The following is a 16,874-nucleotide window of genomic DNA, read 5'->3' on the forward strand; positions in this document are numbered from 1 at the left end:
CTCAGATTACGGAGGGGCGTACCGAACGTAATACCCCCGAAAGTTGGGAATCCGCAATGACGCAGATGTCTGAACCAAGTGACTTCGAATTGATCCAGCAGGCCACTCGCGAGATCGCCGCGAGCACTGGTTTCAGCCTGTCGTTTGGCGGTCTCACCTCGGGCATAGAGCTCACCGTAAGTGCCTTCAGCGGTGCTCGCACTGGCAACCTCGATGGGCTCAAGGTGCGGCGAGAGCGTGGGCTTGGTGGGTTGGCTATGGCGCAACGCAGCCCGCGGTTTACGCGTGATTACGAGCATTCGGCTGACATCACACACGACTATGACGGCGCTGTGTTGGGCGAAGGAGTTGTCTCGCTTTTGGCGATTCCAATCATTGCCGGAGGAACACTGCGCGGGTTGATTTATGCCGGATCACACTCTCTCGTCGAGCCAGATACGGCTGCGGCTCGACCGGCGGTGGCGATCGCTACCGCACTCGGAAACGAGCTCGCCATTCGGGATGAGGTCACCCGTCGAATGGTGGCATTGCGGTCGAATCAGGGTGGGGGATTGTCTCCGGTCGCGGAGGAGCACCTGAGGGAGCAGTTTGCGCAGCTGCGCCAGCTTGCGGCGACGGTCTCGGACCGCGATGTGAGGCAGAAGCTGCACGAGATCGGGCGCGGACTTTCGCAAGCGGTGTGCGGCGGTGGCGATGACGCACTTGCCCGATCGACGGTACGACTTTCGCCCCGAGAGACGGATGTGCTTTCGTGCGTGGCGCTTGGCTACAGCAACGCTCGAACGGCGGCTCTTCTCTCGCTCACCGAACAAACAGTGAAGGGATACCTCGGTAGCGCCATGAAAAAGCTCGATGCGTCGTCACGATTTACGGCAGTTTCGACCGCGCGCAAGCTTGGACTGATGCCGTAGTCCTCGCGGTGCGCCGCAGCGCGTGAAGTCAGGTGCCGCATGATGTTTCCTGAGTGATATCGTTGGTTCTGCAGTACGGGCCCTTGGCGCAGTTGGTAGCGCGCCTCGTTCGCATCGAGGAGGTCAGGAGTTCAAATCTCCTAGGGTCCACCAACTGTAAAGGCCGCACAGCCTGTCGTCATGACGGGCGGTGCGGCCTTCTTTACGTTGGGGGCCTGCCGTGGTCTAGTCGGCGATGTTCAGGAGCAGATGACCCGAGGACACCGTGAGGCCAACAGCGGCGTTCATCGTCGCGATAACGCCATCTTTGTGAGCGACGAGCGGCTGCTCCATCTTCATGGCCTCAAGCACGAGGATGAGGTCGCCCTTGACGACCTTGTCTCCTTCGGCAACCGCAACCTTGACGATCGTCGCCTGCATCGGTGCCTTGACCGAGTCGCCGGTGATCGTATTGACGCTGGATGCTGCGCGACGTTTCGGAGCGGCCGAGAGCGTTGCGCCGGTTGAGGTGCTCGGCACTAGCTTCGAGGGCAGATTCACTTCGACGCGTTTGCCGTTGACCTCAACGACCACGTTGTGGCGGGCGACGACGGGCGTCTCGTCAGCGAGCGATCCGGTCCATGGCTCAATGTCGTTGTCGAAGTCGGTTTCGATCCAGCGTGTGTAGATGCTGAACGGTTCGCTTGTGAACGCCGGATCGCGAACGATCTTGCGGTGGAACGGAAGCACCGTGGGAAGACCAGCAACTTCGAACTCGTCAAGGGCGCGACGCGAACGCTCGAGGGCATCCTCGCGGCTGGAGCCAGTAACGATGAGCTTGGCGAGCAAAGAGTCGAACGCTCCACTGATCTCGTCACCGGTCGTGACACCGCTGTCGACACGGATGCCGGGGCCGCCAGGCACACGCAGAACGTGAACGGGGCCGGGGGAGGGCATGAAGTTCAGGCCCGCGTCTTCACCGTTGATGCGGAACTCGAAGGAGTGACCGCGCGGGATGGGGTCGTCGTAATCGAGAACTCCACCCTCAGCGATGCGGAACTGTTCGCGCACGAGGTCGATGCCGGTGACTTCTTCAGACACGGGGTGTTCGACCTGAAGGCGCGTGTTCACTTCGAGGAATGAGATCGTGCCGTCCTTGGCAACCAAGAACTCACAGGTGCCAGCACCGAGGTAGCCCACTTCGCGCAGGATGGCCTTGGAGGACTCGTACAGAGCCTTGTTCTGCTCATCAGAGAGGAACGGAGCCGGTGCTTCTTCCACAAGCTTCTGGTGGCGACGCTGCAGCGAGCAGTCGCGGGTGGAGATCACGACAACGTTGCCGTGGGCATCCGCCAGGCACTGGGTCTCGACGTGGCGGGGCTGGTCGAGGTACTTCTCTACGAAGCACTCGCCGCGACCGAACGCGGCAACAGCCTCGCGAGTAGCGGAGTCGAACAGCTCGGGAATTTCTTCGCGAGTGCGAGCGACCTTGAGGCCGCGACCGCCGCCGCCGAATGCAGCCTTGATGGCAACGGGAAGACCGTGGATGTCAACGAAGTCAAGAACCTCGTCTGCGCCCGAGACGGGGTTGAGGGTTCCCGGGGCGAGTGGTGCGCCCACCTTCTCAGCGATGTGGCGGGCAGAAACCTTGTCGCCCAGCTTCTCGATGGCTTCGGGGGACGGGCCGATCCAGATGATGCCAGCGTCGATGACAGCGCGAGCAAACTCGGCGTTCTCGGCCAAAAAGCCATAACCAGGGTGAATGGCGTCAGCGCCAGAACGGCGCGCGATCGACAGGATCTTGTCGATAACGAGGTACGTTTCAGCACTCGTCGAGCCGTCGAGGGCGTAAGCCTCGTCCGCGAGCTTCACGTGCCGGGCATCCCGATCTTGGTCGGCGTAGACCGCCACAGAACCGATGCCACTGTCTTTAGCCGCGCGGATAACGCGAACGGCGATCTCTCCGCGGTTGGCGATGAGTACCTTCGTAATACGAGCCATAGTGACCTAGCTTATGGGGATGTCGGCCGAAGCCTTGGGCGGAAGCGCACAAAAAAAGAGGGCAAGCACTGTGAATGCCTACAGTCACGGCCGATCGATGTTCCAGAGCTCAGTCCACTCGGCGTCGAATTCCCGCATGAGTTGACGCACCAACGACACCGAAAGCCCCACGACGGCGTGCGGATCGCCTTCGATGCTCTCGATAAAGGCCGCGCCGAGACTGTCAATCGTGAACGAGCCCGCGACTTTCAACGGCTCGCCCGTGGCGACATACGCATCGATTTCAGAATCGGTGATGTTGGACGCGAAACTCACGCTGGCGCTCGACACGGCACCCGTGGCTCCTCGCACCTCGCCGCCGCGGTGGTCAATGAGCCAGTGGCCGGAGTGCAACACTCCAGTGCGCCCCCGCTGGGCGAGCCAGCGCTGCCGCGCAATCTCGGGTTCGTGCGGCTTTCCAAATAATTCGCCATCCAATTCGAAAGCAGAATCACCGCCGAGAATGAAGCCGTCGATGGGGGCACCGTTAACCAAGGCGCCGACAACGGCTTCGGCCTTAGCGCGCGCCAACAACTCAACAAGTGCGGGGCCATCGAGGGGACCAGGAGCGGCGGCAGCCACCGCGTCTTCATCGACGCCAGAGGCCAAAAGTACGGGGTCGACGCCGGCCGCACGCAGCGTTGCCAGACGCGCGGGAGAAGTCGAAGCAAGATAAAGGCGCACAAAGGCTCCTATGCTCATGGGATGGGTGAATTGCTTGGCCGAATGATCGAAGTAGACGTTACCAACATTGCGCACGGGGGTGTCAGTGTGGCGCGGCATGATGGTCGTGTCGTTTTCGTCTCCGACGCGATCCCGGGTGAACGCGTGCAAGCGCGCATTGCCGACGACAACAAAAAGTCGTTCTGGCGCGCCGAAACGGTGAAGGTGATCACGCCGAGTGAGCACCGCCAAGAGCATGTGTGGTCAGCCGCGAGTGTTGACCGCGACCCCGATAATCGTGCCGGTGGCGCCGAGTTCGGCCACATCGAACTCGGTCATCAGCGTGTGCTTAAGGCACAGATCCTCAACGAATCGCTCGAGCGCATGGCAAAAGTCTCGCTCGCTCCTCTCGTCGAAGCAGTGCCGGGTGACGATGAACGCAAGGGACTCGGATGGCGCACCCGGGTGAGCCTGCACGTTGACGAACACGGCAATGTTGGCCCGTTTGCGGCTCGTTCCCACCGCGTTATTTCTGTCGCTGACCTACCGTTGGCAACGCCCGAACTTTCTGCTGGAGCACCGCTCGGCGAAAACTTCGACGGGTTTGAGCGCGTGGACATCCTGAACCCCAGCTCGGGCGGCGTTCGCCTGATTATGGGCAAGCAGAAGCCGCAAGTCATTACCGAGACGGTAGGGGAGCGCGAATTCACGCTGCTCGATTCCGGGTTCTGGCAAGTGCACCATGGCGCTGCCGCGATGCTGACGTCTGCCGTGCAAGACGCGATTGATCCCGCACTGTTTGACCCCGCGGCATCCAACCTCGATTTGTATGGAGGAGTGGGACTCTTCGCGGCGGCAGTGGGGGACAAGTTTGGTCCAGCAACCAAGATCACCACGGTGGAAGCGGAGTCGTCGGCCACCGACCACGCCGCCAATAACCTCTCGGAGTGGTTGGGCGCTCATGCCGAAACAGGCCGCGTTGACCGTTGGCTGCGCCAGCACCTGAAGGAAGCAACCGCCGTTGAGCGCGACCGTCTAGAGCGTTCAACGATCATTCTTGACCCGCCTCGTTCTGGCGCAGGCCGGGAAGTCGTCGACCTCGTTGCCAAGGCGCGCCCCGCGCAGATCGTTTATGTGGCATGCGACCCCGTTGCTTTTGCGCGGGATGTTGCCTTCTTCTCCGAGCGCGGCTACGAGCTCTCAGGAGTTCGAGCATTCGATCTCTTCCCGCACACTCACCATGTCGAGGCTGTGGGAACGTTCACACGTAAATAGCTCAGTGTGTTGGGGTGACAAAGCCGCATGTTCGCGCTCTCTCGCACTACTATGGGGGACAGAAACTCAGGAGGACGCCACATGGCCCAGACAGAATCATCCGGGACAGAAACGCCCAGTGAGAGTGCCCAGCGCAAAATCACCGTCGCTGTTGTCGATGACCACGAATCAGTCCGATTGGGACTAAAGGCTGCCTTTATTGACGAGGGATACGACTTCGTTCTCGCCGCAGCAACCGTGAAAGAACTTGTAGAGGGCCTCAACGGCCGTGAAGTTGATGTCGTTGTGCTCGACCTGTCGCTCGGTGATGGCTCGACCGTCACCGACAACGTGAAGAACGTGCAGGCCACTGGCTCTGCTGTGCTGGTGCACAGCATCGCGGACCGCGTCGCCAGCGTGCGAGAGGCACTTGCCGCCGGTGCTGCCGGAGTGATCCCTAAATCGTCAGCCACCAAGACCGTGCTCGCAGCAGCGGCTACCGTCGCCCGCGGCGAGGTGCTCAACAACCTTGAGTGGGCCACCGCTATCGATGCCGACCGTGACTTCTCCAAGGCACAGCTTGGTCGCCGTGAACGCGAAATCTTGCACCTCTACGCTTCGGGCCTCCCGCTCAAGCTTGCCGCTCAACAGCTGGGAATCGGCTACTCAACCGCACGCGAATACCTTGACCGTATTCGTGTGAAGTATGTCGAGGTCGGACGCCCAGCGCCCACCAAGGTCGACCTCTTGCGCCGCGCAGTCGAAGACGGCATCCTGCCGGGACTCGACTCTGAAGGCGGCGATGGCCACTAGCCTGGCTGGGGCGCGACCGGCGCCGACGGTAAAGCAGCCGCGAAACCCGATCAGCCGCAAACAGGTTGAGCGGGTTATTTCGCGCTCCGTAGCGGTCATCGGTCTGGTCTTTGGCGCCCAAACGCTCCCGTGGCTCTTGGGCCAAGCGGGCGAAGCGCAGCCATGGTGGCTACTGCTCTTCGTTCCGGCACTGTTCGGAATGCTTATCGTGGTTGTCGTCGCTTCGTTCGCTAACAAAGCAGTGCGATTCATGCACGGCACCTTCGCGGTTGTTTACTTTCTTGCGCTGCTGAGCTGGCCGTTCACGGTCATCCCTGGCGTCGAAGTTTATAGTGGAATTCACTGGCTGAACTACCTCATCACGGTAGCGACAGCGATGGCCGCGATTGCGTTCAACAGGGTGCTCGCAACCATCTACCTTTTTGCGGCGCCGCTGGTGTACCTCATCGTGCGCATCCTCCCGGTGGGCGGTGGTGCCCCGTGGCAGCTTGCTGTGCTCGAAACGTTCTATGCCCTCATTCTCGGCAGCGCGATCATGATCATCGTCACGATGCTTCGGCAGGCAGCATCCAACGTTGACAGCGCTCAAGCAACCGCACTGCTCCGGTACGGGAACGCGGTTCGCCAGCACGCGACTGAAGTTGAACGCGTGCAGGTTGACTCGATCGTGCACGACAGCGTGCTCACGACCCTGATTTCCGCCGCTCGCGCCTACACACCGGAAGCCGAAAGGCTGGCCGCGGTCATGGCGGGCAACGCTATCGGCCACTTGCGTGAAGCTGCCGCAACGTCGCCTGACGACATCTCTACTGTGCAAGCCACCGATCTTGCACAGCGGGTTATTACTTCTGCAGAGTTGCTCGCCTCGAACTTCACGTGTGCTGTGCGCAGCGTCGGAGCACGCTCGCTTCCTGTGGTCGCGGCAGAAGCGGTGCACTCGGCTGCCGTGCAGGCGATGATGAACAGCATTCAGCACGCGGGTGCTTCAGATACTCAACGCAGCGTCGAGGTTCGCGGTCTCGAAGGCAACGGCATCGAAATTCTTGTCACCGATACCGGAGCGGGATTCGATTTGGACTCCGTGCCGCAAGAACGCTTGGGCGTGCGAGTGTCGATTGTGGAGCGAGTCGCCAACGCTGGCGGTCGAACCGCAATCGCCTCAGTGCCTGGTGCGGGAACTCAAATCTGTATCCAGTGGCCGCACGGCAATCGCAGCGACGAGATAAACACTGAAAGTGTGCGCACTATCACGAACGACGTTGAGGGGGATGAGCTGTGAATATTGGAGTTCCTCGTTACCTGATCGTCGGCATGGCTGCGCTCTTCTCGGCGTACCACATTGTCTTGGCGAACTACACGATTGATATCCCTGACCGCCCCGGTCCGATCTATGTTGCGATGGTTCTTTACGGCATCGCAACGGTTGTCAGTCTGGTGCCGTGGGGCCCCGTGCGAATGCCGATCTGGATGGCGACCTTCAACTTCGCCACGGTCGTTGCGATCTCACTGCTCGTCGCAAATGAGCTCGACTTCACTCGTGAGGGCGGCACGGGCTATGCAACGTGGTACGTGGCCGCCAGCGGAACTCTGCTCACAATTACCTCGACCCGTGGGCGCCACACCTTCGCCTGGTTGGGTATCGGATTCCTTGTCGCGCATACCTTCAGCCTCGGTCCCGTAGGGCCAGCAGGCCTCTTTAGTTTGGGCATCGTCGGGAGTGCATCATGGGTGGCCGTCTCTCACGTTCTCTCTAGCGGGCTGGCAAAGGCATCCAAGGATGCTCAGCGGTTTGTTCTTGCTGAGCAGGAAGCGACCGATTGGCAAGCCGCGCAAGACGCTCACGTTCATGAGCGACAGTTTCGGCTTGAGCAGACGGGAATGATGGCGCTTGAGATGCTCGAACGCATCCAAGAGACCGACGGCGATTTATCGGATGCCGAACGCCGCGAGTGCCTGAACCTTGAAGGAGCTATCCGCGACGAGATTCGCGGGCGCAAGCTCCTCAACGATGCCGTGCGCGATCAGGTCATGATCGCTCGCCGTCGCGGTGCGACTGTCACTCTTCTCGACGAGGGCGGAATTGACGACCTCTCTGACGAAGATCTCGATCGGGTGCTCAACCGTCTCGCTCAGGCGATCCAATCAACCAGCGCCGACAAAGTGATTGCTCGCACTGTTCCTGAAGGGTCGGATGTCGCGATCACGGTCGTCGGGCTACACAGCGCCGGCGATGGCGAATCCAGCGCTCTCGGCCAAGACTCTCTCGAAGAGGATGTCGTCGACATCTGGCTCGAGATTCCTCGCGTCGACATCGTCAGCGTTTAACCGCCCTGCTTGCGCCCTGCAGGGCGCGCGGACTTTGTGCGTTGCTCGGGTGCGCCCAGGGGCGCCTGAGGCGCGAGAGCCCCGCTGATGGCTTCGCGGTGCGCTCTGAAGGGCGCTGGGTGATTCGCTGTTCGATCCGACAGGCGAACGCTATCTGAACCTGCACGGACGGGCCTCACACCGAACGCAGCTCATTAGCCGGTTAAAGGCGGAAGGACCGGAGTGGCTATAAGAAGCACTTCTCCGGTCCTTCGCTAGAACCCGGATCAGGACGATAACCCGAATATCGTCCTGATCCGCCCCCAAAGAATTGGCCCGCTTACCCTAGTCGGCCAACCTTTGGCGGTGTAACTCCTATGGAGATCCACCTAGCAGTTAATATTCTGCATCATGCAAACAACTAACAAAGTCGGTTTTTAGGGGGACTCTCGGGGGACAATTTGTGAATTCAGGTGACAAAGTAGCCCGAATATACAGTTTTCGACGAATTCCGCACCCCGCGAACGGGGTACGACTACGAAACCACATGTTTTCGTCGAAACACGGCGCAAAAGCACCGTTGCTAGCGGCGGGCGCTCGCATTCCAAGCCCCAGGACCGCGAGAGAGCGGTTGCCGAATCGGTCGTTGACTGCGGGCCCACGCCGTGATCGGGGCGGTTTCGTCGGCTCCCGCAAGTTCTGCTGATTCCAGCAGGGCAGCCCGCACGACCGCCGTAACCGCCGCGACCTCGTCAGCAGAGACATTGGCGGAAACGATGCGGATGTCTGCAGGCTCCTCCTGCCTGTGCTTGCCGTTCACAGCGGAATGTTTCCGTGCTTCTTGGGCGGCATGCTCGCGCGCTTGGTGCGCAGAGCCCGCAACGCCTTCACGACCTGCACACGAGTAGCAGCGGGCTCAATAACGCCGTCGAGCTCGCCGCGCTCTGCCGCGAGGAACGGGCTGGCAACGTTGTAGGTGTATTCGTTGGCGAGGCGAGTGCGCACGGCTGCGACATCCTCACCAGCGGCCTCGGCGGCCTTGATCTCACCGCGGTACAGGATGTTGACGGCGCCTTGGCCACCCATGACGGCGATCTCAGCAGTCGGCCACGCGTAGTTGAGGTCTGCGCCCAACTGCTTGGATCCCATGACGATGTAGGCCCCGCCGTACGCCTTGCGAGTAATGACGGTGACGAGAGGCACTGTTGCTTCGGCGTAGGCGTAGAGGAGCTTGGCGCCACGACGGATAACACCGGTCCACTCCTGGTCGGTGCCCGGCAGGTAGCCGGGAACATCAACGAGAGTGAGGATCGGGATGCTGAACGCGTCGCAGAAGCGCACGAAGCGTGACGCTTTTTCGCCGGCCTCGATATTGAGCGTTCCGGCCATCGCCTGCGGTTGGTTGGCGACGATGCCCACTGAGCGGCCCTCAACGCGACCGAAGCCGACAACGATGTTGGGGGCGAAGAGAGGCTGAGTCTCGAGGAAGTCGCCGTTGTCGACGATGTGCTCAATGATCGTCTTCACGTCATAGGGCTGGTTGGGGCTGTCGGGGATGATCGCGTTGAGTTTGCGATCCTCATCCGTGATCTCGAGCTCAACTTCGCTCTCATAGATGGGAGCATCCGACATGTTGTTGTCGGGCAGGAAGCCGACGAGCGTGCGGGCGTAGTCGAGAGCATCCGCTTCATCACTAGCAAGGTAGTGAGCGACACCCGACACCTTGTTGTGGGTGAGAGCGCCACCGAGCTCTTCCATGCCCACATCTTCGCCGGTGACAGTCTTGATCACATCGGGGCCGGTCACGAACATCTGGCTGGTCTTATCGACCATAATCACGAAATCGGTGAGGGCGGGGGAGTACACGGCGCCACCGGCAGCCGGACCCATGATGATCGAAATCTGAGGGATGACACCCGAAGCTTGGGTGTTGCGGCGGAAGATCTCGCCGTACTTGCCGAGAGCAACAACGCCCTCCTGAATGCGGGCTCCACCGGAGTCGAGCATGCCGATGATGGGAACACCCGTCTTCATCGCGTGGTCCATGACCTTGATGATCTTCTCGCCGGCGACCTCGCCCAACGAACCACCAAAGATGGTGAAGTCTTGAGCGTAAACCGCGACCTGGCGACCGTGGATCGTGCCAACGCCCGTCACAACAGCGTCACCATAGGGACGCTTCTTTTCCATGCCGAAGGCGTGGGTGCGGTGACGAACGAACTCATCGAGCTCGACGAACGATCCGTGATCAAGCAACTGCTCGATGCGCTCGCGGGCGGTCATCTTGCCCTTAGCGTGCTGCTTTTCAATAGCCGCGTCGCCACTGGCCGTCACGGCCTCGTGATAGCGGTTCTTAAGATCGGCGATCCGGCCGGCGGTCGTGAACATGTCTGGAGTCGAGTTGTCTTCGGTCACTGTGTCACTTTACCCACCCATCCACCGCTTGTGGGGTTGGCGGAACCCACAAGTTTCAGGCCGGTTTCATTGAGGAAACACTAGAGACGGCATCTCTGGGGTGCTGCAGCGCTCTACGCTGAAGCGATGCACTTGCCATTGAGTACCGCCGTTCTGCCGCTGCTTGAGCACGTCGATGAAATCGGCTCGACGAACAAAGAGCTCCTCACGCGCGCCGCTCGGGGGGATGCCGAACATCTGTCGGCGCTCGTGACCACCAATCAGACGGCGGGTCGCGGACGCTTGGGGCGGGAATGGGTGGCGCCTCCCGGTAAAACATTCGCCGTTTCCGTGCTCGTCGCACCCGAGGGTGCCCCCATTGAAGCTCTGTCGTGGATGCCGCTCATGGGCGGATTGGCGATGGCACGCGCCGTGCGCAGCCTCGTCACCGACCGCGAGGTCACCCTCAAGTGGCCCAATGACGTGCAGATCGAAGGCCTGAAGGTGTCGGGATTGCTTTCTGAACTCGTGGCGGGCGGCACAGGAGTGGTCGTGGGAGCGGGATTGAACCTCACGATCGAGCGCGACGAGCTCCCGACATCCGTTTCCACCTCTCTCGCTCTGGAAGGGGCCGAGCCCGGCCTTGATGAGGCGCTGAGCCGGTACCTCACCGAGCTCACGCAACTTATGACCCAGTTCAGCGCTGCTGGACTTGATGCAGTGCCCAGCGGAATTGCGGCTGCGGTGCGCGCTGAGTGCGGGACTATCGGTCGTCGCGTGCGGGTCGAGCTGCCCGGCGGCGCCCGAATCTTTGGAACCGCCGAAACCGTCGACGACCGGGGCCAACTCGTGGTTATCGACGATGCGAACGGGCTCCGGCAGCACGTCGCGGCAGGCGACGTCACTCACCTGCGGTATGAATGATCTATGCCGAATGAGATGAGCGTTCAGCGCGAGGCCATTGTTGCCCGCGTTCGCTCTCACGCGCGCGCACTGACTCTCCCAGGAATCGTCTTTGTGGCGACAGCGGGAGCGCTCGGCTACTTCTTTGGTAGTTTCCCGGAGAATTGGCAGAACCTTGCTCTTCTCACCGCCGGGCTGCTCGTCATCATTGTCGCGTGGTTCTTGCCCTTCTTCGGCTGGCTTGCCCGCAACTACACGATCACGACGCGTCGCGTGGTGCTCTCCAGCGGTGTCTTCGTGCGCATCCGCCAAGAGCTGCTGCACAGTCGCGGCTACGACGTCACCGTGCGTCAATCCTGGGTTCAGCGGATGTTCGGCAGCGGCGATCTGCTGATCAACGCCGGCCACGATCACCCCGTGGTGCTGCGCGATATTCCCTCGGTCGCCCTTACTCAAGCAGCACTGCACGATCTCATGGAGAACAACCAAAACGTGGTTTCGCTGCGTCGGCAGCGCGAAGAATCGCAGGCGTCAGACGAGACCGCCGTGTGGGGAACACGCTAAAACGCACCCTCGCAGACGACGCTCTCGCGGCATCCGCCTGGGCAATTTACTCGGCGTCAACTCTCATCAGATAGGGTGCGCAACGTGAAGATCTCAGTTATCGGATGCGGGTACCTCGGTGCCGTCCACGCCTCATCTCTCGCAAAGCTCGGCCATGAGGTCGTTGGTATTGACATTGATGCGGCGAAAGTCGCGCTATTGTCGTCGGCGCACGCGCCGTTTTATGAACCAGGGTTGCCCGAACTGCTCGCCGAAACGCTCGCCGCGGGCACGCTCAGCTTTACTACCGACATGAGTCTGGCCGAGGGGGCGACGGTGCATTTCATTGCGGTCGGTACTCCGCAACAAGCCGACTCGAACGCTGCCGACTTACGCTTTGTCGAAGCTGCATTCGACGCGATTATTCCGCATCTCTCCGTGGGCGACGTCGTTGTTGGCAAGTCCACGGTGCCTGTGGGCACAGCGGAGCGCCTTGCTCTTCGAATCGAGGCCGTTGGCGCTCATCTGGCGTGGAACCCTGAGTTCTTGCGCGAAGGCTACGCGGTGAAGGACACCATCAGTCCTGACCGTCTCGTTTATGGGGTCCGCCCCGAAGACACGCACTCTGTCTCTGCTCTTGACGAGGTTTACGCCAGCGTCTTGGCCCAGAACATCCCGCGGGTTGTCACCGACTACGCGACATCTGAACTTGTCAAGGTCGCAGCGAACGCGTTTCTCGCCACCAAAATTTCGTTCATCAATGCCATGGCAGAAGTGGCTGAAGTCACGGGTGCCGACGTTACGCAACTCGCGGATGCCATCGGCTACGACCAGCGCATCGGTCGTCGTTTCTTGAACGCCGGTCTCGGTTTCGGCGGCGGCTGTCTCCCCAAGGACATCCGCGCTTTCATGGCTCGTGCCTCAGAGCTCGGTGCTGGCGATGCCCTGAGCTTCTTGGGCGAGGTAGACGCGATTAATCTTCGCCGACGCGAACGCATGGTTGATCTGTGCCGTGAGGTGCTTGGCGGGACCATCGAGGGCGCGCGGGTGGCTGTGTTGGGTCTCGCTTTCAAACCTGACTCTGATGACGTTCGGGATTCTCCCGCGCTCGACGTGGCGGCGCGACTTGCAGAGCTTGGGGCTCACGTTCGCGCGACTGACCCGCAGGCAATCGAGACGTCGCGGCGGCTACGTCCTGGACTCGATTACGTCACTACGGTCGAAGAAGCGGCGAAGGATGCCGATGTCGTCCTCGTGCTCACCGAATGGCGCGAGTACCGTGCCATTGATCCGAGCACGCTGGACTCAATCGTTTCGGTGCGCGCGATCCTCGACGGGCGAAACTGCCTGGACCCGGTGCAGTGGCGAGAGGCCGGCTGGACCTATCGCGCGCTCGGTCGTCCCTAGCGCGGCACCGGTTGTGGCGGCGGGTGCCGCGACACCGGTGGTTGTGGCAGCGGGTGCTGCCGTGGACAGCTTGTCGTTGAGCGGCTCTTGCACAAAGACCCACGTGCGGTATCCCCAAAAACGGAAGACGGTGCCGAGAACAAGCCCGATCACGTTGCTGGAGATATTGTCGGCTAACAGCGAAGTGAAGCCGAGCACGTAATGCGACACGACGAGGCAGCTCAGACCAATCAGAATGCCGCCGAGGCTTACTAGCCCGAATTTGAGGCCTTCGCGAACAGGATGTTGAAGCTTGGTGCGTCGAAAAGTCCAGTAGCGATTGCCGAGCCAGTTGGCGACGATGGCGACCGCAGTGGATGCGACCTTGGCGAGTACTGGTCCCTCATGCAGAACTTCGGGCGCAAGGATTGTGGTGCGCAAAATGTTGAAGATGACGACGTCGATCACGAGTCCAACGCTGCCAACGAGCCCGAAGCGGCTCAACTGGGTAATGAGTAAACGCACGAATCCGCCCGGTCGATAAGCAAAGATAGAAGAAGCGGTGAAATTCTAGCTGCGAAATCTTGCGCAATCCTGAAAATCAGTCAGCGCTAACTCTGGAGAGATCATGTCAGTAAAAGTCGGTGTAATCGGTGGAGGCCAATTGGCCCGCATGATGATTCCTCCTGCTCTCAATTTAGGCATCGACATTCGAGTGCTTGCTGAAGCCGAAGGATCTCCGGCCAATCTGGCCGCGACGGCTGTCGGCGACTACCGTTCCATCGCGCAGGTGCTGGCTTTCGCGCGACAAGTTGATGTCGTGACATTCGACCATGAGCACGTTCCTCAGGATGTATTGAAGGCACTGGTTGCTGACGGCATAGCCGTGCATCCTGGCCCCCATGCGTTGCTTTTTGCCCAAGACAAACTGCAGATGCGCGAACGCCTCGCGGAATTGGGCTTGCCAATGCCGGCGTGGGCGCGGGTCGCCAGTGTGGGCGACGTCGACGACTTTCTTGCGGCGCACAATGGGGTGGGTGTTCTCAAGACTCCTCGCGGCGGCTATGACGGCAAGGGTGTTCTGATCGTGCGTGCAGGCGCGGACGCCGCACAGTGGCTGACTGATGGTGAGCTCTTGATCGAGGAGCTCGTCGACTTCCGCCGTGAATTGGCGCAGTCCGTTGCCCGCAACCCTTCGGGTGACGTTGCCTTGTGGCCCGTGGTCGAGAGCATCCAGCGCAATAGCGTGTGTGCCGAGGTAGTGGCGCCGGCTCCGGACCTGAGCACAGCGCTTGCGGAGCAGGCTGGGGCGATTGCCCGCACTATCGCTGAAGGTCTCGACGTCACCGGAGTGCTCGCCGTCGAACTGTTCGAAACCAGCGATGGTCGAATCCTCATTAATGAGCTTGCGATGCGTCCGCACAACACAGGCCATTGGAGCATCGATGGATGCCAGACAAGCCAGTTCGAACAGCACCTTCGTGCGGTGCTTGACCTTCCGCTCGGAGCCACTGCGGCACGCGACAAGTGGTCGGTAATGGTGAACATTTTGGGTGGTCCGGTCGGGCAAGAAATGCATGAGCGGATTGCCGCGGCGACCGTGGCTTCGCCGGCGATCAAAATTCACGACTATTCGAAGCAGTCGCGACCTGGCCGCAAGGTGGGGCACGTCACGGCGTCGGGCGCAGATCTTGATTCTGTGCGCAGCGCTGCTCGGGCTGCCGCTGCAGAGTTCGAGTAATTTCTCCCGTGCGCCATTAGTGCGCCGTGTGTTGAAGGCAACTCCTCGGGAGCAGGAAGATAGTATCCTCCTATGTCTTCACCGCTCGTTTCGATTGTCATGGGATCAGATTCCGATTGGTCAGTGATGAAGGGTGCAGCCGATATCGTGGCTGAGTTCGACGTCTCTTACGAGGTCGAAGTCGTGTCTGCCCACCGCACCCCTGAACGAATGATCGAATTTGGCAGGCAGGCGGCGTCGCGCGGCGTGCGAGTGATCATTGCGGGAGCCGGTGGCGCTGCCCATCTTCCTGGCATGGTGGCCTCGGTGACGACGTTGCCTGTAGTGGGTGTTCCTGTTCCGTTGGCGAAGCTCGACGGTCTTGATTCGTTGCTCTCTATCGTGCAGATGCCCGCTGGCATCCCCGTCGCGACGGTCTCGATCGGCGGCGCTACCAACGCTGGCCTCCTCGCGCTGCGCATTATTGGCGCAACTGATGCTGCTGTAGCGACGAAGCTCGAGGACTATGCACGCGGTCTCGAGGCGATGGTCGCCGACAAGAACGCTGCTTTACAGCTGCTGCTGTGAGCACAACATCCTCGTTGCGGGCGCCCGATTTAGGTTCCGCGCCAACGATGACCCGCCGTGCATGGTGGCTGGTCGCGCTGAACGTTTTCGTGCCCGGTTCGGCCCAAATGCTGGCGGGTAGTCGCAAGCTTGGTCGTTTTGCGGTTGTTGTTACAGCGCTGTTGTGGGTGCTGGCGATTCTTGCATTCGTTTTGTTTTTTTGGTTTCGCGAACTCTTCCTCGCTGCGGTCACCAACGTTTTTGTTCTCGCGGTCATCGAAGTGGTGCTGATTGCCTACGTGATTCTGTGGATTGTTCTCGCGGTGGATTCGCTGCGTCTTGCCCAAGTAAAGAGAGCTAGCGTCGGTGCGCGCCCCTTTGTGGTGGCGTTCTCACTCATCGCTTTAGTCGCCTATTCCGGTGTGGCGGTGGCCGCGGTCAACATTGTTGACTCAGCGCGGTCAACTATCACTGAGGTTTTCACGAGCGCGGATTACGCACCACCGACTGATGGCCGTTACAACATCCTGCTTCTTGGTGGGGATGCTGGGCCCGACCGGGTTGGGCTTCGTCCAGACAGCATTTCGATTGCCAGCGTCGATGCAGAGACGGGGGAAACCACCCTCATCGGTATCCCTCGCAACCTCGAGTTCATCCCGTTCGTTGAGGGTTCTCCGTTGTATCAGGATTTCCCCTCGGGCTATGACTGCGGCGATGAATGCTTGATCAGTTACCTCTACACCTACGGTGAAGAGCATCCTGAGTTGTACCCGGATGCTGAAGCGAATGATAGTTCGGCCGGCGTTGAGGCGATGCGCGACGCTGTTGAGGGAGTCACAGGGCTCGACCTGCAGTACTACGTGCTGATCGATATGCAGGGTTTTGATGATCTCATTGATGCGCTCGGCGGGGTGCTGATCAATGTGACGGAACGCCAACCAATCGGCGGCGATGAAGATCAATATGGTCAGCCCATTAACGTTGATGGCTGGGTTGAGGTTGGCGAACGAGTGCTTGGAGGGTATGAAGCGCTTTGGTACGCCCGCGCACGACACGGTTCAAATGACTATGACCGGATGCTCCGTCAACGTGAGGTGCAGGAAGCTATCCTTCGGCAGTTCGAACCAGCAAACATTTTGACAAAGTTCCGTACGGTCGCGGATGCGGGCAAACAGGTAGTGACAACAGATATCCCGTCAGTAATGCTCAGCCTGTTTACTGAACTTGCCAGCGGCGCGCAAGATTTCCCGATTGCGACGCTGGAGCTGTCGCCGCCGACGATTGACGTGGGTAACCCCGATTACGAACTCATCCGTGAACTCGTCGCGGAATCGGTCGTTGGCACTCCGGATGCCGAGAGCGAGTCCGAGTAGCCGCTTACTAGTGCAGGGCTGCGC

At 60.5% G+C, this 16,874-nt stretch carries 16 protein-coding genes and 1 tRNA gene; 12 read left to right on the plus strand and 5 right to left on the minus strand.

Translation table 11 applies throughout. The features are described 5' to 3' along the window. Positions 1 to 56 precede the first annotated feature (56 nt). Both I6E60_RS05055 and I6E60_RS05060 read left to right on the plus strand, forming a co-directional pair. The gene (locus I6E60_RS05055) at positions 57 to 911 is read left to right on the plus strand and encodes a LuxR C-terminal-related transcriptional regulator (RefSeq protein WP_197123519.1); all 855 of its coding nucleotides are present in this window, start codon (positions 57 to 59) and stop codon (positions 909 to 911) included. 77 nt (positions 912 to 988) lie between these two features. Then, positions 989 to 1,064: transfer RNA gene (locus I6E60_RS05060), tRNA-Ala, on the plus strand. Positions 1,065 to 1,136: 72 nt separating this feature from the next. Here I6E60_RS05060 and I6E60_RS05065 read toward each other — a convergent pair. Next, a complete protein-coding gene (locus tag I6E60_RS05065) occupies positions 1,137 to 2,891 on the minus strand; it encodes a biotin carboxylase N-terminal domain-containing protein (protein WP_197123521.1) in 1,755 nt (584 codons plus the stop codon). 84 nt (positions 2,892 to 2,975) lie between these two features. Beyond that, complete coding sequence (locus I6E60_RS05070; protein ID WP_231601129.1) at positions 2,976 to 3,632, minus strand: nucleoside triphosphate pyrophosphatase; 657 nt, start codon at positions 3,630 to 3,632, stop codon at positions 2,976 to 2,978. A gap of 3 nt (positions 3,633 to 3,635) precedes the next feature. Between I6E60_RS05070 and I6E60_RS05075 the strand changes: the two genes are divergently transcribed. From I6E60_RS05075 to I6E60_RS05090, 4 genes are all read left to right on the plus strand, one after another. After that, entirely contained in the window at positions 3,636 to 4,868 is a 1,233-nt protein-coding gene (locus I6E60_RS05075; protein WP_197179126.1) for a class I SAM-dependent RNA methyltransferase, read from the plus strand. 81 nt (positions 4,869 to 4,949) lie between these two features. Further along, positions 4,950 to 5,660, plus strand: coding sequence for a response regulator (locus tag I6E60_RS05080; RefSeq protein WP_197123527.1), 711 nt, complete (start codon positions 4,950 to 4,952; stop codon positions 5,658 to 5,660). Further along, complete coding sequence (locus I6E60_RS05085; RefSeq protein WP_197179127.1) at positions 5,650 to 6,939, plus strand: sensor histidine kinase; 1,290 nt, start codon at positions 5,650 to 5,652, stop codon at positions 6,937 to 6,939. Before I6E60_RS05080 ends, I6E60_RS05085 begins: the two co-directional genes overlap by 11 nt. Beyond that, on the plus strand, positions 6,936 to 7,985 hold the full coding sequence (locus tag I6E60_RS05090) for a hypothetical protein (RefSeq protein WP_307784385.1): 1,050 nt from the start codon (positions 6,936 to 6,938) through the stop codon (positions 7,983 to 7,985). The genes I6E60_RS05085 and I6E60_RS05090 overlap by 4 nt, the downstream gene beginning before the upstream one ends. A gap of 562 nt (positions 7,986 to 8,547) precedes the next feature. Here the strand turns inward: I6E60_RS05090 and I6E60_RS14360 are convergent. Both I6E60_RS14360 and I6E60_RS05100 read right to left on the minus strand, forming a co-directional pair. Next, positions 8,548 to 8,784 carry an acyl-CoA carboxylase epsilon subunit gene (locus I6E60_RS14360; RefSeq protein WP_197155263.1) on the minus strand — a complete coding sequence of 79 codons (237 nt, stop codon included), beginning with the start codon at positions 8,782 to 8,784 and terminating at the stop codon, positions 8,548 to 8,550. Beyond that, a complete protein-coding gene (locus tag I6E60_RS05100) occupies positions 8,781 to 10,352 on the minus strand; it encodes an acyl-CoA carboxylase subunit beta (protein ID WP_197180027.1) in 1,572 nt (523 codons plus the stop codon). The genes I6E60_RS14360 and I6E60_RS05100 overlap by 4 nt, the downstream gene beginning before the upstream one ends. 153 nt (positions 10,353 to 10,505) lie before the next feature. On the opposite strand from I6E60_RS05100, the gene I6E60_RS05105 reads away from it, so the two are divergent. The 3 genes from I6E60_RS05105 to I6E60_RS05115 all read left to right on the plus strand — a co-directional run bounded on the left by I6E60_RS05105 (position 10,506) and on the right by I6E60_RS05115 (position 13,211). Next, positions 10,506 to 11,282, plus strand: coding sequence for a biotin--[acetyl-CoA-carboxylase] ligase (locus I6E60_RS05105; protein ID WP_197179128.1), 777 nt, complete (start codon positions 10,506 to 10,508; stop codon positions 11,280 to 11,282). Positions 11,283 to 11,285: 3 nt separating this feature from the next. Further along, a complete protein-coding gene (locus I6E60_RS05110) occupies positions 11,286 to 11,825 on the plus strand; it encodes a PH domain-containing protein (RefSeq protein ID WP_197179129.1) in 540 nt (179 codons plus the stop codon). 84 nt (positions 11,826 to 11,909) lie between these two features. Then, entirely contained in the window at positions 11,910 to 13,211 is a 1,302-nt protein-coding gene (locus I6E60_RS05115) for a UDP-glucose/GDP-mannose dehydrogenase family protein (RefSeq protein ID WP_197179131.1), read from the plus strand. On the opposite strand, the gene I6E60_RS05120 is transcribed toward I6E60_RS05115, so the two are convergent. Continuing rightward, the gene (locus I6E60_RS05120; protein WP_197179133.1) at positions 13,110 to 13,715 is read right to left on the minus strand and encodes a GtrA family protein; all 606 of its coding nucleotides are present in this window, start codon (positions 13,713 to 13,715) and stop codon (positions 13,110 to 13,112) included. The two genes, I6E60_RS05115 and I6E60_RS05120, sit on opposite strands and share 102 nt — an antisense overlap. A 103-nt stretch (positions 13,716 to 13,818) precedes the next feature. Between I6E60_RS05120 and I6E60_RS05125 the strand changes: the two genes are divergently transcribed. The 3 genes from I6E60_RS05125 to I6E60_RS05135 all read left to right on the plus strand — a co-directional run bounded on the left by I6E60_RS05125 (position 13,819) and on the right by I6E60_RS05135 (position 16,850). Continuing rightward, entirely contained in the window at positions 13,819 to 14,931 is a 1,113-nt protein-coding gene (locus I6E60_RS05125; RefSeq protein WP_197179135.1) for a 5-(carboxyamino)imidazole ribonucleotide synthase, read from the plus strand. Positions 14,932 to 15,003: 72 nt separating this feature from the next. Continuing rightward, on the plus strand, positions 15,004 to 15,498 hold the full coding sequence (gene purE, locus I6E60_RS05130; RefSeq protein WP_197123543.1) for a 5-(carboxyamino)imidazole ribonucleotide mutase: 495 nt from the start codon (positions 15,004 to 15,006) through the stop codon (positions 15,496 to 15,498). A 47-nt stretch (positions 15,499 to 15,545) separates the two neighbouring features. After that, the gene (locus tag I6E60_RS05135; protein ID WP_197123545.1) at positions 15,546 to 16,850 is read left to right on the plus strand and encodes an LCP family protein; all 1,305 of its coding nucleotides are present in this window, start codon (positions 15,546 to 15,548) and stop codon (positions 16,848 to 16,850) included. The last annotated feature ends 24 nt before the right edge of the window (positions 16,851 to 16,874 follow it).

Origin of the sequence: Salinibacterium sp. SWN167 (assembly GCF_015864665.1) — a bacterium.
Lineage (GTDB): Bacteria > Actinomycetota > Actinomycetes > Actinomycetales > Microbacteriaceae > Rhodoglobus.

Bases quoted from the DNA above. Each gene is read 5' to 3' on its own strand.
- I6E60_RS05105 (WP_197179128.1), top strand. From the start codon at position 10,506: ATGCACTTGCCATTGAGTACCGCCGTTCTGCCGCTGCTTGAGCACGTC.
- I6E60_RS05125 (WP_197179135.1), top strand. From the start codon at position 13,819: ATGTCAGTAAAAGTCGGTGTAATCGGTGGAGGCCAATTGGCCCGCATG.
- I6E60_RS05110 (WP_197179129.1), top strand. From the start codon at position 11,286: ATGCCGAATGAGATGAGCGTTCAGCGCGAGGCCATTGTTGCCCGCGTT.
- purE (WP_197123543.1), top strand. From the start codon at position 15,004: ATGTCTTCACCGCTCGTTTCGATTGTCATGGGATCAGATTCCGATTGG.
- I6E60_RS05085 (WP_197179127.1), top strand. From the start codon at position 5,650: ATGGCCACTAGCCTGGCTGGGGCGCGACCGGCGCCGACGGTAAAGCAG.
- I6E60_RS05100 (WP_197180027.1), bottom strand. From the start codon at position 10,352: ATGTTCACGACCGCCGGCCGGATCGCCGATCTTAAGAACCGCTATCAC.
- I6E60_RS05075 (WP_197179126.1), top strand. From the start codon at position 3,636: ATGGGTGAATTGCTTGGCCGAATGATCGAAGTAGACGTTACCAACATT.
- I6E60_RS05070 (WP_231601129.1), bottom strand. From the start codon at position 3,632: ATGAGCATAGGAGCCTTTGTGCGCCTTTATCTTGCTTCGACTTCTCCC.
- I6E60_RS05065 (WP_197123521.1), bottom strand. From the start codon at position 2,891: ATGGCTCGTATTACGAAGGTACTCATCGCCAACCGCGGAGAGATCGCC.
- I6E60_RS05135 (WP_197123545.1), top strand. From the start codon at position 15,546: ATGACCCGCCGTGCATGGTGGCTGGTCGCGCTGAACGTTTTCGTGCCC.
- I6E60_RS05080 (WP_197123527.1), top strand. From the start codon at position 4,950: ATGGCCCAGACAGAATCATCCGGGACAGAAACGCCCAGTGAGAGTGCC.
- I6E60_RS05055 (WP_197123519.1), top strand. From the start codon at position 57: ATGACGCAGATGTCTGAACCAAGTGACTTCGAATTGATCCAGCAGGCC.